Raw genomic sequence first — 13,376 nt, forward strand, 5'->3', positions numbered from 1 at the left:
GAGAATTGAATCACGACCGCGCGACGCTGGGAAGGGTTTTTCCGCAGCCTGTTAAATCTGATGTGCACTAATGAGTGATGTACCCGCCGTCGATCACGATATCGGTGCCCTGCAAATAGGTCGCGTCGGTCGCGGCCATGAAATAGGCCAGTTCGGCGATCTCGGTCGCTTCGCCCAGCCGGCCGGCGCGGACATACTGCTTGCGTCCGGCTTCGTAATTCGGATCGGCGGCGATGCGGTCCAGGATCGGCTGGGTGCGGATCGGGCCGGGGCTGATCGCGTTGACGATGATGCCTTCCGGGCCCAGTTCAAAGGCCATCGATTTGGTCAGGTGGATCAGCGCCGCCTTGGTCAGTCCATAGACGGCGCGCTTGTCGGCGGCGACATGCCCCATCTGGCTGGCGATATGGATGATACGGCCACCGCCCTGTTTGCGCATTGCCGGTAATACCGCCTGGCTGGCGAAGAATGCGGCGGTCAGGTTGACGGAGACAATGCGGTCGAATTCCGCGCGGGAAAACGTGCCGAAATCCTTGTTGTCGCGGATGCCCGCGTTGTTCACCAGCACGTCGATCCTGCCGAAGGCGTCCAGCGCCGCGGCGGTCATGGCTTCGGGCTGGTCCGGCTGGCCGAGGTCAAACTGCCCGTATGCCACGCTCGCCCCCGCCTGCGCCAGTTCCCGGCATTCCGTCGCAGCCGCCTGCAACTGTTCCGGCGTGCCTTCGGCAACGAGGAAAAGCGATGCCCCCTCCGCTGCGAAGCGCCGGGCGATGGCGAGTCCGATGCCTTTCGGCGTCGACGCGCCGGTAATGACCGCAACCTTGCCCCTTAGCCCGTCCTTCAGCCCGCTCATGACGATCCTCCTGATTTTCCTGTTCCCGGACAGGTTACGCCGTGCCGGCTGAAATTCGAAGCGGCAATGCGCAGGAGTTGGATGGAGAGGCCGGATTCGCTACTATCCGGTCAGGTGACGATTTTGAGGGTCAGGAAAATGCCGGATACCGGATCGAGAAAACCGATTGGCGGCGCCGCGACATGGCGCGGATCTGACCTCGCAGCATCGACGCACTGGATTCATCCGCTGTCGCCTTCGGCCATCGCGGAAATCGATGCGGCGCTGCCCGGTGCGAGGGGCCGTCCGTGGGAGACGCTGACCGCCGCCGATTTTCCACTGCCGGAGCTTGGTGCGGAACTGCGGGATATCGCGGACGAGCTGGAGGACGGCTGCGGCGTGATGAAGCTGACGGGGCTGCCGGTGGATCGCTATTCGGAAGCGGAACTGCGCGCGCTGTATTTCGCCATCGGATCGCATCTCGGCACGCCGGTGCCGCAGAATGGCGGTCGCGGCCTGATGCGCGACATACGCGACAACAGCCGTAACGGCGGCAAACGCGTCGATTCGGCGGAAGGATTGCCCTGGCATAACGACCGGGCCGATGTGGTGGCGCTGCTCTGTGTCCGGCAGGCGCATAACGGGGGAATCAGCCGCATCGTCAGCGCGACGGCGATCCACGACACGATGCTCGACCGCCGCCCGGACCTGGTCGATACGCTGTTCGAGGATTTCCAGCGTTACTCCCCGGGCGACGAGGTCGGCGCGGTGACGGGCAGCTATCCGCTGTCTGTATTCGGGATGCGGGACGGTTATTTCACCAGCCATTATTCGCGGACCTATATCGAGCAGGCGCAGACCCTGCCGGGGGTGCCGCCGCTGACCGACCGGCAGCGGGAAGCGCTCGACATGCTGATCGATGTCGCCGAGGAACTCTGCTTCGAAATGCCGCTGGCGCCAGGCGATATCCAGTTCCTCAACAACCATATCGTCTATCACGGCCGGACCCCGTTTACCGATGATGCGGGATCGGGCGAGGAAAGGTTGTTGTATCGGCTGTGGCTGTCGATGCCGAACAGCCGCCCGCTGCCGCAAAGCCATGCGGTGCTCTGGGGCAATGTCGATGCCGGCGGATTGCGCGGCGGCGTTCAGACCTGAATTTCTTAAGGAAAACAATACATGCAATGGGTGGAAGCGAATGGCGCGAGCCTGCGCTGTGAGGTCAGCGGCGCCGGGAAGGAAACGGTAGTGCTGATCCACGAACTGGGCGGGTCGCTCGAAAGCTGGGACGTGACCCTGCCGGCGTTCCAGGACCGGTTCCGGGTGCTGCGCTATGACCAGCGCGGGTTTGGCATGTCGGAAAAAACCCGGGGATCGCTTTCCATCAACACCCTGAACGCGGACCTTGTCGCGCTGCTCGATGCGCTGGGGATCGACGGACCCTGCCATGTTGTCGGCATCGCGCTTGGCGGTGGCATCGGCTTGGGTTACGCCATTGCACATCCGGAACGTGTCCGCCGCCTGGCGGTAACCAGTCCAGCCATTGGTCGTCCAACGGCGGAACTGCGGGAACGGCTGCTATCCCGCGCGGAACTGGTGGAAAAGGAAGGCATGCGCGCCGTCGTGGATGTCAGTCTTAACCGCTCTTTCCCGGAAGATATCCGCCGCGCCGTCGTCCGATTTCCGGCCTACTGGCAGCGCTGGCTGACCAACGATCCAAATGGCTTCGCTGCAATCAACCGGATGCTGGCGGAAATGAATTTACAGCCTGACCTGCACCGTATTGCCTGTCCCACGCTGGTGATTGGCGGCGCGAAAGACTCGATCCTGCCGCCATCGGTCATCGAACCGGTTGCGGCGGCGATACCGGGTGCGGTCTATCAGGAACGGGATACCGGGCATTTCATGCATGTCCAGACGCCGGAACTGTTCCTCGATACCGTCCTGCCGTTCCTGAGTGCCTGATCATGGCGGATATCCCGGATTTCACGCCGGCGCCAATGCCGCCGCCGATACCTGTTACGGAAGGATTCGTCGACGCCCAAGGGGCGAAGCTCTGGTACTGGGACACGGGCGGCGACGGGGCTCCCGTCGTGCTGGGCCACTCAAGCACCGGCAGCGGGCTTGTCTGGGGTTATCAGCAGCCGGTGCTTGCCGCCGCCGGATACCGGGTGATCGGCTATTCGCGGCGCGGCCATTACGGATCGGAATCGGGCCCCTTGAGGGACCGGGGAACGGGGGCGGGCGACCTGAAGACGCTGGCCGATCAACTGGAACTCGACCGGTTTCATCTGCTCGGCACCGCAATGGGGGGCATTGTCGCCACTGATTTCGCGCAGGCCTGGCCGGAACGGCTGCGCAGCCTCCTATTGGCCTGCACGCTGGTCGGCGTGACGGACAGTGATTACGAGGCGATGTCGAAAGGGCTGCGGCCCGACGGCTTCGACCGGCTGCCGCCGGAATTCCGCGAACTGGGGCCTTCCTACCGGGCGGCCAATCCGGAAGGTGTCCGGGGCTGGCTAGATCTGGAGCACAAGGCGCTTCATGGGGCGCCGGTGAGCCGGCAGCCCACAGCGACGAAGATTACCTGGCGCACGCTGGAAAATCTGCCGATGCCCGTTCTGATGCTGACCGGCGATGCGGATCTGTATACGCCGCCGGCGGTTCTCGGAATGCTGGCTGAACGCATTCCGAGGCAGGAAACCGTGATCATTCCCGGCGCCGGGCATTCGGCCTATTGGGAACAGCCGGCGGCCTTCAACGGCGCCATGCTCGGCTTCCTGTCACGGGTGGAGAATTGAACAACCTGTTACCGAAATGAGCAGGGAAAAGCGGCCGCCAATGCTTCGGCAACGAGCCCGGCGGCGGGGTCATGCCGGTATTGCTGATGCTCGCTCATCCATTTTGAGACAACCAACCGCAATTGCAGGATCGTGATCTCTTCGGGAATACAGGCGCGATACCGTCTGAATTCGATTCCGCCATTCATTTCATCGGCAATGGCGGCGATATAACCCTGGCAAAAATGAACGTTCACGCCCCGGCAGGCGGAATAAATATGCATGCCTTTCTGCACCTCTGCCCTGGCTTCCGCGCCCGTTGCCACGACCAGAAGCAAAATGGACAGTGCCAGTATCCTGAAAATGGGAATTGCTTTACTCCGTTTCCTTGCCGTGGCGCTGTCAGCGCCCGGCGTCAGCCAGCCCGGTGGGGAATGTATGAACGCCATCGTTCCATGGCAGGGGCGTGACATCAACCGCGGCCGTGACCGGAAGCACCCCGTACAGATGGGGAAACAGCGCGCCGCCACGCGATTCCTCCCATATCAGGGGGGTATTCAGTTTTCCGGTATCGACCGTGACAAGGACAAGGTCCGACTGTCCCGCGAAATGGCGACGGGCGGTTTCCGCGACTTGACCGGCGGTTGAGAAATGGATAAAGCCGTCCTGTATATCCACAGCGCTGCCGGTAAACGCGCCGGTTCGCGCCGCGTCCGCCCATTCCGCCGCCGTGCAGATTTTGTAGATAATGGTATTGGTCATACCCTGTCCCTCAGTACGGGCCCGGCTCGATCGGGCTGCCGTCGAAGAACCGCTGGACCCGGAACCGGGTCAGGTCGTGTCCCGGATCCCGCCCGGTAACGAGATCCGCCATGATCCTGCCGACCGCGGGGCCGATGCCGAAGCCATGACCGCTCAACCCGGTCGCGATGAACAGGCCCTTCACCGTGGCGTCTTCGCCAAGCGTCGGTACGGCGTCCGGGGTCACGTCGATCATTCCGGCCCAGGCTTCCGCGATTTTGAGGTGTTTCAGTTCCGGGAACCGGATCGGCAGACGGGTCTTTATCCGCTTCAGCACCGTGGGCGAAGGTTCCGGGTTCAGCACCCGCATCCGCTCGAACGGACTGACCTCATCGGCGGTCCAGCGGCGGGGTGCGCCCCAGGCGCCGGGATAGCCCTTTGGCGCACCCGGCTTTATACGGACGTCGTTTGCGGAAATTTTCAGAAGTTTCAGATATTTGGAAAAATATTTGAATGAATTGGATGAAAGAAAATGTTCCGCCAGATCGCCGCTGGTGATCGTATAGCCGCCATCGGTGCGGCGGCGCAGAGCGAAGCCGGGCGTCCGGAAATTCCCCGAATACAGTTCCGGGCCGGGTTCCGTCCGCGCTACGGTGGACCGCACCGCAAGCTGCGGCAGGTCGACTCCGGCATTGGCGGCAAAATGGGTCGACCAGGCGCCGCCGGCCAGCACGACCTGGCTGCAGCGCACGCGGCCCTTTTCCGTCATGGCGCCCGTGACTCGGCCGCCTTCCATGTCCAGGGTGCGGACGGCGCAGCCTTCGACGATACTGACGCCCAGCCGCCGGGCGGCGCGCGCCAGCGCCGGGATGGCGACGAAGGGCTCGCCGCGGCCATCGCTTTCGGTGACCTGTCCGCCGACCCAGTTGCCGCCGATATTGGGAAACCGTTCCCGGACTTCCGCCGCGGACAGCATCCTGGTATCCAGCTGGTGTTTTTTCGCGATGTCATGGAAGGCTTCAAGTTTCTTGAGGCCGGCGTCACTGTCCACGAGGTGGATGCTGCCGCTTTGGGTGAAGGCCAAACCCGGCTCGCCGGTTTTTTCCGCCAGACTTCGCCAGATCCGGTTGGATTCCATCATGATCGGCAGTTCGGCCCAGTCGCGTCCCTGTTGGCGAATCCAGCCCCAGTTACGGCTCGACTGCTCGCCGGCGACGCGGCCCTTGTCGCAGAGCAACACCTTCACGCCGCGCTCGGCCAGAAAGAATGCCGTCGCGGTGCCGGCGATGCCCGCGCCGATGACCAGGACATCGACCGCGTCGGGCAACTGGTCCGCGAAGGCAACAGGCGACTGGTCGGTTATCATGGGCATGGCCGAATCCCTGACGGTTACTGATCTGGCGCTGATTCTGCCGGAAATCGCGTCTTTAGAAAAGCACGCCGGCCGTTGCGCCGTAAACCTCGTTCGACCCGCGCCAGATCATCTCCACCGCAACATAGGTAACCACCGCAAGACCGGTATAGGCGAGCCAGCGGTGTTTTTCGAGCATGACGGCAATGTAATTAGCGGCGAAGGCCATCAGCGCCACCGAGAGAACCAGGCCGAAAACCATCATGCCAGGCGCTCCATGCGCCGCACCGGCCACGGCAAGGACATTGTCGAGCGACATGGTAACGTCGGCGACGATAATGCTGACCATGGCGCTGCGGATCGTCTTGGGGGCGGCTGTTACATCGACTTCCGTCGCCTTCTCCGCTTTGATCTGGCTCCGGAGTTCCTGCCACATCTTGTAGGCGACCCAGAGCAGCAGCAACCCGCCGGCGAGCGTCAGGCCGATGATGCTCAGAAGCTGATAGGTAATGGCCGAGAAAAAGATACGCAGGACCGTGGCGGCGACGATGCCGAAGAAAATGGCCCGCCGGCGCAATTCCGGCGGCAGGCCGGCGGCGGCCATTCCAATGATGATGGCATTGTCGCCGGACATGACCAGATCAATGAAAACAATTGCCGTGAACGCTTTGAAATCGAAGGTAAGTAAAATGTCCAGCAATGCGTCAATCGTCATTTTAACCCGGCACTTCCAGTTCTCGTGGAACGGACAGGCCGTTCAGCCTATCGTCTATCTGATAGCGGTTAATATTCTATTCTCAGCGCGGAGCATGTAAATTTTTTTCGAGGCCGACGCAATCAGGAAGGGCCGTATCAGCCTAATTGAGGCATATATGGCGGATGAGATACGACACACAAGGGGGAAATAGCGACATGATTGGCGATATGGTGCGGATCGATTCGCGGGACGGGGGACAGTTCGAGGCCTATATGGCCGCGCCTGCCGGCGGCAAGGGGCCGGGACTGGTTATCCTCCCGGAAATCTATAATTCCAATCACTGGGTACGGGCGGTCGCCGATGGCTACGCCGAGGACGGCTATGTCTGTATTGCGCCGGATATCTACTGGCGGGAAGCGCCGGGCACCTATCTGGACTACACGCCCGAGGGGCAGGAGCAGGGGCGCGCGATGGGATTTGCCCTGGATCTGGACAAATCGATGGCGGATCTGGGCTGCTGTGTCGACTGGCTGCGCGCGCAGGACAACTGCACCGGCCGGGTCGGGTCGGTCGGGTTCTGTCTTGGCGGCAAGCTCGTTTATCTGGGCATGGCCCGCAAGGTGCTGGATGCGGGCGTGGGCTATTATTCGGTGCAGTTGAACAACCATTATGACGAGGCGGACAGCATCACCGGGCCGCTGATGCTGCATTTCGGTTCGCTGGATACGCGGATCCCGCCGGACATGCTGCGCGATATCCATACGCACCTGGACGGCAAGCCGAATGTGGTAATCCATGAATACGAAGGCGCGGATCACGGGTTCAACCGGTTCGGTTATCCGCCGTTCCATGAAGAATGCGCCCATGTCGCGCGGGAGCGGACGCTGGCCTTTCTGGCAAAAGAGCTGGGCTGAGTGCGAATCGGCGGCATTCGCACGGGCAGCGTATTAGGAAACCATATGCGCCGGTAATACCGGTTCGGCGAATTGCGGTGAGAATAATGGTCAGGACATGTCTGTACGGATTTGTTACTGCGACATTTTTCATGCTTTCCGGCGGTCACGCGATGGCGGAGAAAACGCTGCTTGGATCGGCAGCGCTGGAGGCCTTGTTCCAGGGCGGGCTGGTGTTTTCCATTGCCGGCCCCAAGGGAGATGTGACGTTTACATTTTCCGACGGGTTGCAATGGCGTGCCGAAACGCAAGGCGGACACAGTGCCGGAGGCCGATGGAAGATCAGCGAAAACGCTATCTGCCGGAACGAAGCGCGCCATAGCGCTGGTTGGGAAGGGCTGGAACGGAAAAAGACATGTTTTACAATCTTCCAGGAAGGCAATGCGCTGTTTCTCGGCAGCCGGGCGATCCCGATGAAGTTGCGGGACCCGGACGTTGTCTCTCGTCTTGATGTGGCGCCCGAGACCGCCGCATCCGGCTCCAGTCCGGAGTCGGAGCGCGCCAGCCTCGTCCGCCACCCTGACACGCTGGCGGGGGGCAGGGCATCGCCAGTACCGAAAAGCGCAAATATCAGCTGGGGCCGCTATCACGCGTTGGTCATTGGCATCAATGACTACAAGGCGCTTCCGAAACTCAAGACGGCGCTGACGGATGCCAGGGCGGTGGCGAAGGTTCTGCGGGAGGACTATGGCTACACCGTGCGGCTGATGGAAAATCCGGAGCGGGATGATATTATCGACGAATTCGACCGGCTCCGCGATACGCTCACGGAGGATGACAACCTGCTGATCTATTATGGGGGGCATGGCTGGCTGGACCGGCAGTCCGGCCGGGGATACTGGTTGCCCGCCGACGCGGAAGAAGACCGGCGATCACGATGGCTTTCCAATGCCAGCGTGACGGATACCCTGCAGGCGCTGCTGGCGAAGCATGTCATGGTCGTCGTAGATAGTTGCTTTTCCGGAACACTGACCCGCTCGATTGCCGTACCGGAACAGAATTCGTCCTACCTGGCCCGGATGATCGAAAAACGCACCCGGGTCGTACTGTCATCGGGGGGGCTGGAACCTGTGGTGGATGCGGGCGGCGGTAACCATTCGGTCTTCGCCGCACAATTCCTGAAAGCGTTGCGGGACAATGGCGATGTGCTTGACGGGACCCAACTGTTCGAGCATGTCCGGCGTTCCGTCATGCTGAACGCGCAACAGACGCCGCAATATTCGGATATCCGGTTTGCCGGTCATGAAGGGGGCGATTTTATGTTCGTCCGCAATCGATAGACACCAAGCGTACGGATAACAAAAATGGAAAAACCTGCCAGCCGAACCGCGCCGGCCCTGCTGTCGGAAATGGCGGCCCGCTATCCGGACCGGGAATTCATCGTCGACGGCGATATCCGGCTGAGCTACGCCGCCTTCGCGGGTGCCGTCAGGCGCCATTCGAAAGGGCTGTACGCCTTGGGCATGCGGCGCGGCGGCCGCATGGCGATCCTGATGGACAACCGCCATGAATGGCTGGTCGCCTATTTCGCCGCGATGTCGCTGGGTGTCGAAGCCGTCGCCCTGAACACCTGGGCCACGCCGTCGGAACTGGCCTACCAGATGCGCGACGCCGACGTCGAACTGCTGGTCGCGGAGGACCGCCTGCGGTACAAGGCGCTGGACGATGTGCTGGCGGGGATACGGGCGGCGGATGGCGAAATCGCGTGCCTCGGCGGGATCGTCACGGTGGACGGTGCCGTTGCGGAAAACCGTATTCCCTTCGCGTCGCTGCCGGATATGGGGAAGACGGTCACGGATGGCGACCTGGCGGCGAACACGGCGTCAGCCGACGATATCGCCTGCATCCTTTATACTTCGGGCTCGACTTCGATACCCAAGGGTGTGCCTCTGCTGCATCGCGGACTGATCGACAATATGTGGTCGATCGGCGAGCGCATGCATCTTTCGCCGGAGGACCGTCTGTGGCTGGCGGTTTCCATGTTCTGGTCGTTCTCCTGCGTCAACGCCCTGTTCACGGTGATGACCCATGGCGGCACGGTCGTGTTGCAGCATCACTTCGATGCGGGCGACGCGCTGCGCCTGATCGAGCAGGAGCGCTGCACGGTATTCTACGGGTTGCCGAACATGGCGCTGGCGATGACGGCGCATCCGGACCGGGCGTCGCGCAACCTCGGCTCCCTGCGGACGGGCGCCACCATCGGTACGCCGGAGCAGATCCAGCGGATCGTCGATCTGGGCGTGTATGAAATCTGCAATGTTTACGGGCTGACCGAGGCCTATGGCAATTCGGCGGTCATCGATTGCCGGGATCCGCTGGAGCGTCGCCTGCGCTGTTCGGGCAGGGCGCTGGCAGGGCAGGAAATCCGGATCGTCGACCCGGAAACCGGGGCGGTCCTGCCGGCGGGCGCGCGCGGCGAAATCATGATCCGGGGCAATGTGACGCCGGGCTACCTGAACGATCCGGTACGGACGTCGGAGGTTTTCGATGCGGAAGGCTGGCTGCACAGCGGCGACCTGGGCGTTCTGGACGACGACGGATATCTGACCTTTCACGGGCGGCTGAAGGAACTGGTGAAGACCGGCGGGATCAACGTTGCGCCGGCGGAAGTGGAAAAGGTGCTGGTCCGCTATCAGGGCATCGACCAGGCCTGGGTCACCGGTATTCCCGACATGCGACTCGACGAGGCGGTGGCGGCGGTCATAGTGCCGGCTAAGGGCGCGATTCTGGAACCCGAGGCGCTGATCGCCTTCTGCCGCGAGTCGCTTGCCGCCTACAAGGTGCCGCGGCACTACCGCTTCGTGGCGGCGGGGGACCTGCCGCTGACCTCGACCGGCAAGCTGCAGAAAAACCGGCTGGCGGATTTTTTTCGGGACGGTTGACGGTTATTCGTATTCCGGCCGTCGCTTCTCCAGGAAGGCTTTCACGCCTTCGTCGAAATGCGGACCGCCGCGGACGCTGTCGCCAAGTTCCTGGTCCATTGCCTCGCGCGACATGACATGACCGGCAATGGTAGCACTGATCTGTCGTTTCACCGCCTGAACGGCGGACGGACTGTTGGCAGCGATCGTTTCCGCCTTGGCGATGGCCCAGTCCATCAATTTATCTGCCGTGACGACGCAATTGACCAGTCCGAGTGCCGCAGCTTTTTCGGCGGAGATCAACTCGGCGGTCAGCAACAGGTCCATGGCATGAACATGGCCGATCTGCCGGGTCAGCTTCGTCGTCGATCCGCCAAAAGGATAGATCGACCATTTCACCTCGGGCAGCCCGAAGCGGGCATTGGGAACCGCAGCGCGGATATCGGTCGACAGCAGCAGCTCCAGCCCGCCGGCGACGCAGTCGCCGTTCACCGCTGCGACGATGGGTTTCGGGTAGGGGTGGGTCTTCAGCAATCCGCGGTTGATTATCCGCGCCAGTTCCGGCGACGCGCTGAGATCGCCGCCCAGGTCAGCGCCGGAGCTGAAGGCGCGGTCGCCAGCCCCGGTGATGACGATGCAGCGATGGGGGGAGGTTTCCAGCCGGTCCCACAGCCGGGCCAGGTCGGCGATCATTTCCCGCGTCATCGCATTGCGGCGCGGCTGATTGTCGATGGTGATGATGGCGATACGCTCGCCATGCTCGGTCAGTCGGATTTCCATGGATCATGTCCGCCGGATTATGGAGTGACGACGACCTTGCCGAAGGCCTGGCGGCCGGTCAGCAGCTTGATGGCGTCGACGGTCCTTTCCAGCGGCAGGCGATGGGTGATCAGCGGATGCAGCCTGTCTTCCTTGTACCAGCGGAACAGTTCCTCGACGCTCTGGCGCAGCTTGTCCGGCTGGTGCCAGCGGAAGTGGCGCAGGGAACTGCCAAGGGCGGCGCGGTTCTTCACCAGCAGGCGGTTGGCGGGGATCTGCGGGATGCCGCCGACAAAGCCGACGAGCAGGATACGGCCGCCCCAGCCGAGCGAGGACAGCGCGGAATCGAAAAGGTCGCCGCCGACGGGATCGAAACAGACATCGACGCCCTTGCCGCCGGTCAGCGCCATGACACGGTCCTTCAGCGAATCCTCGCGATAATTGATCCCGTCATCCGCCCCGTGAGCCGCCGCCGCGGCCAGTTTTTCCGCCGAACTGGCGGCGGCGATGACACGGGCGCCCATCGCCTTGCCGATTTCCACAGCGGTCAACCCGACACCGCCGGCGGCGCCCAGCACGAGTAGCGTTTCCCCTAGCTGCAACCGTCCTTCCCAGCGGATCGCCACATGGCTGGACAAATAGGCGACCGGGAAGGTCGCGGCGTCCTCGAACGACATGGCGTCGGGAATGACGAAAGTGTCGGTGGTCTTGGCAACCGCCTGTTCCGCGTAGCCGCCATAGGCCAGCATCGCCATCACCCGGTCGCCGGGCTTGCAGTTTGTGACCGTGTTGCCGCAGGCCAGTACGATTCCGGATGCCTCCAGCCCGGGGCTGAACGGAAGGTCCGGCCTGGTCTGGTACTTGCCGGCGATCATGAGGGAATCGGCGAAATTGGCGGACGTCGCCTTGACCTCGATCAGGATTTCGTCGTCCGCCGGCACCGGCGGCGGCACGTCTTCCATTGTCAGGTCGTCAACCGATCCCCATTCCTTGCATATGATGGCGCGCAATGTTCCGTCTCCGTGTTGGTCGCCGGACGCCTCAATGGTTCCAGAGCGACGTCCTGTAATAGATGCCGACCAGCATACTCAGCCCGATGCCGATAAGGCCATAGATCGTCAGGGTCACCGCGAAGCCGAAGGCCTCGATAATGCTGCCCGATGCCATCAGCCCGACCGGCAGGCCGTAAACGACAAGCATCCGTACCCCCATTATACAGCCCCGGAAATGCGGGGCGACGGTGGTCAGCAGGCTGACCGCCAGCGAAATCATCGAAATGCCCTGGGCGATGCCGATCAGGAGCAGGACTACGCTGCCGATCAACTCGTCCGTAATGAAGCCGAAGACGATGATGAGGGCGAACCACAGGAAGATATTCAGCAGGGTAAAACGTTCCGGGCGGCGCGGCGTTCCCAGCCATGCCATCATCAACGATCCGGAAAGGGCGCCGACGGCGAAAAACGCGACAAGCCGGCCGAACCCGTTCTCATCAAGGTGATAGATATCCCGCGCGACATAACCCAGAAGCCCATGCGTGATTGGATAGCCGCACAGGTTGACCAGGAAGGCCAGCCACATCAGCGCCAGCACCTTTGGCGTCCGCCAGCAGTAGACCAGCCCATCCAGCAGGTTGCGCCAGGGCGAGGCAGGCGGCGGGGGCGGCGCACCGTCCGGGCCGTTGTCGGCGCCGGGGCGGTGCCGCGACACGCCGAAGGTGAAGGCGAAGCTGATCGCGTAAAGGGCCGCAATGGCGACATAGGATGGCCCGATGCCAAGGGTGGACAGCAACCCGGCGCCGGCCAGCGAGCCAAGGACGCGCGCGGAATCCTGCGTCGTGCGGGACAGGCCCATCGCGTTGGTCAGCCCGGCCGGGGGCATCGTGTCACCGATAAGCGCGCTGCGCATGGAGATGTCGGACGGGCGCACCAGGCCCGACAGCAACGCAATGGCGAAGACATGGTTGGGGGTCAGGGTATCCGTCAGTCCGAAAATCATCATGGCCACGGCGAGGGCGGCGTAGGTCGCCCGCATCATGCACATCACGGCGCGGCGGCCCATCCGGTCGCCGGCGACGCCGAACAGGGGTGCAATCAGCGTGCCAAGGAAATGTAGCGATCCGACCAGGGCCAGCGACACGACGGAATCGGTTTCGACCAGCACATACCAGCCAAGGATGAGCGTCTCCATTTCGAACGCCCAGGAGGTAAGCAGGTCGGCCGGCCACTGGAAGCGGAAACTTCTGACTCTGAAGGCGGCCAGCATTGCGGTGTCCTTGGATGAAACGGCATCGGGGACCCGATGCGGCGGCAAGACGCAGACAGGAACCTTAGTAGCCGATAAGGCCGCGCGCCAAGACTATCTGCCGCGAAATGGGAGAATTCCTAAATGGCTGGATTTACAGG

General features: G+C 62.5%; 14 protein-coding genes. 6 read left to right on the top strand and 8 right to left on the bottom strand.

Features of this window, described 5'->3' with window-relative positions:
• Window positions 1-67: 67 nt before the first annotated feature.
• A complete protein-coding gene (locus WD767_03245) occupies window positions 68-853 on the bottom strand; it encodes a glucose 1-dehydrogenase (protein ID MEX2615091.1) in 786 nt (261 codons plus the stop codon).
• Window positions 854-991: 138 nt separating this feature from the next.
• Here WD767_03245 and WD767_03250 point away from each other — a divergent pair, with 138 nt between their 5' ends.
• From WD767_03250 to WD767_03260, 3 genes are read left to right on the top strand one after another with little or no spacing between them, the layout of a single operon-like run.
• Window positions 992-1,990, top strand: a complete 999-nt coding sequence (locus WD767_03250) for a TauD/TfdA family dioxygenase (protein MEX2615092.1) — start codon at window positions 992-994, stop codon at window positions 1,988-1,990.
• A gap of 21 nt (window positions 1,991-2,011) precedes the next feature.
• On the top strand, window positions 2,012-2,797 hold the full coding sequence (locus tag WD767_03255; GenBank protein ID MEX2615093.1) for an alpha/beta fold hydrolase: 786 nt from the start codon (window positions 2,012-2,014) through the stop codon (window positions 2,795-2,797).
• A gap of 2 nt (window positions 2,798-2,799) precedes the next feature.
• Window positions 2,800-3,633, top strand: a complete 834-nt coding sequence (locus WD767_03260; GenBank protein ID MEX2615094.1) for an alpha/beta hydrolase — start codon at window positions 2,800-2,802, stop codon at window positions 3,631-3,633.
• 8 nt (window positions 3,634-3,641) lie between these two features.
• Here the strand turns inward: WD767_03260 and WD767_03265 are convergent, their stop codons facing one another.
• The 4 genes from WD767_03265 to WD767_03280 form a co-directional block, all read right to left on the bottom strand.
• A complete protein-coding gene (locus WD767_03265) occupies window positions 3,642-3,896 on the bottom strand; it encodes a Rap1a/Tai family immunity protein (protein MEX2615095.1) in 255 nt (84 codons plus the stop codon).
• Between the two features lie 118 nt (window positions 3,897-4,014).
• Window positions 4,015-4,374, bottom strand: coding sequence for a DUF952 domain-containing protein (locus WD767_03270; protein MEX2615096.1), 360 nt, complete (start codon window positions 4,372-4,374; stop codon window positions 4,015-4,017).
• A gap of 10 nt (window positions 4,375-4,384) precedes the next feature.
• Window positions 4,385-5,725: an FAD-binding oxidoreductase gene (locus WD767_03275; protein ID MEX2615097.1), complete on the bottom strand. Its 1,341-nt coding sequence runs from the start codon at window positions 5,723-5,725 to the stop codon at window positions 4,385-4,387.
• A 55-nt stretch (window positions 5,726-5,780) separates the two neighbouring features.
• Window positions 5,781-6,419 carry a YjbE family putative metal transport protein gene (locus WD767_03280; protein MEX2615098.1) on the bottom strand — a complete coding sequence of 213 codons (639 nt, stop codon included), beginning with the start codon at window positions 6,417-6,419 and terminating at the stop codon, window positions 5,781-5,783.
• A gap of 197 nt (window positions 6,420-6,616) precedes the next feature.
• Between WD767_03280 and WD767_03285 the strand changes: the two genes are divergently transcribed.
• The 3 genes from WD767_03285 (at window position 6,617) to WD767_03295 (ending at window position 10,236) form a co-directional block, all read left to right on the top strand.
• Window positions 6,617-7,315, top strand: a complete 699-nt coding sequence (locus WD767_03285; GenBank protein ID MEX2615099.1) for a dienelactone hydrolase family protein — start codon at window positions 6,617-6,619, stop codon at window positions 7,313-7,315.
• Between the two features lie 152 nt (window positions 7,316-7,467).
• Entirely contained in the window at window positions 7,468-8,634 is a 1,167-nt protein-coding gene (locus tag WD767_03290; protein ID MEX2615100.1) for a caspase family protein, read from the top strand.
• 24 nt (window positions 8,635-8,658) lie between these two features.
• Window positions 8,659-10,236 carry an AMP-binding protein gene (locus WD767_03295; GenBank protein MEX2615101.1) on the top strand — a complete coding sequence of 526 codons (1,578 nt, stop codon included), beginning with the start codon at window positions 8,659-8,661 and terminating at the stop codon, window positions 10,234-10,236.
• 3 nt (window positions 10,237-10,239) lie between these two features.
• Here WD767_03295 and WD767_03300 read toward each other — a convergent pair whose 3' ends face one another.
• The 3 genes from WD767_03300 to WD767_03310 are packed head-to-tail and all read right to left on the bottom strand — an operon-like array spanning window position 10,240 to window position 13,236.
• Window positions 10,240-10,995 (bottom strand): enoyl-CoA hydratase/isomerase family protein, encoded by a 756-nt coding sequence (locus tag WD767_03300; protein MEX2615102.1) that lies wholly within the window; start codon window positions 10,993-10,995, stop codon window positions 10,240-10,242.
• A 17-nt stretch (window positions 10,996-11,012) separates the two neighbouring features.
• Window positions 11,013-11,984 carry an NADPH:quinone oxidoreductase family protein gene (locus WD767_03305; protein MEX2615103.1) on the bottom strand — a complete coding sequence of 324 codons (972 nt, stop codon included), beginning with the start codon at window positions 11,982-11,984 and terminating at the stop codon, window positions 11,013-11,015.
• A gap of 31 nt (window positions 11,985-12,015) precedes the next feature.
• Complete coding sequence (locus WD767_03310) at window positions 12,016-13,236, bottom strand: MFS transporter (GenBank protein ID MEX2615104.1); 1,221 nt, start codon at window positions 13,234-13,236, stop codon at window positions 12,016-12,018.
• Between the last annotated feature and the right edge of the window lie 140 nt (window positions 13,237-13,376).

Source organism: Alphaproteobacteria bacterium, from assembly GCA_040905865.1.
In the GTDB taxonomy this organism is placed as follows: Bacteria; Pseudomonadota; Alphaproteobacteria; order UBA8366.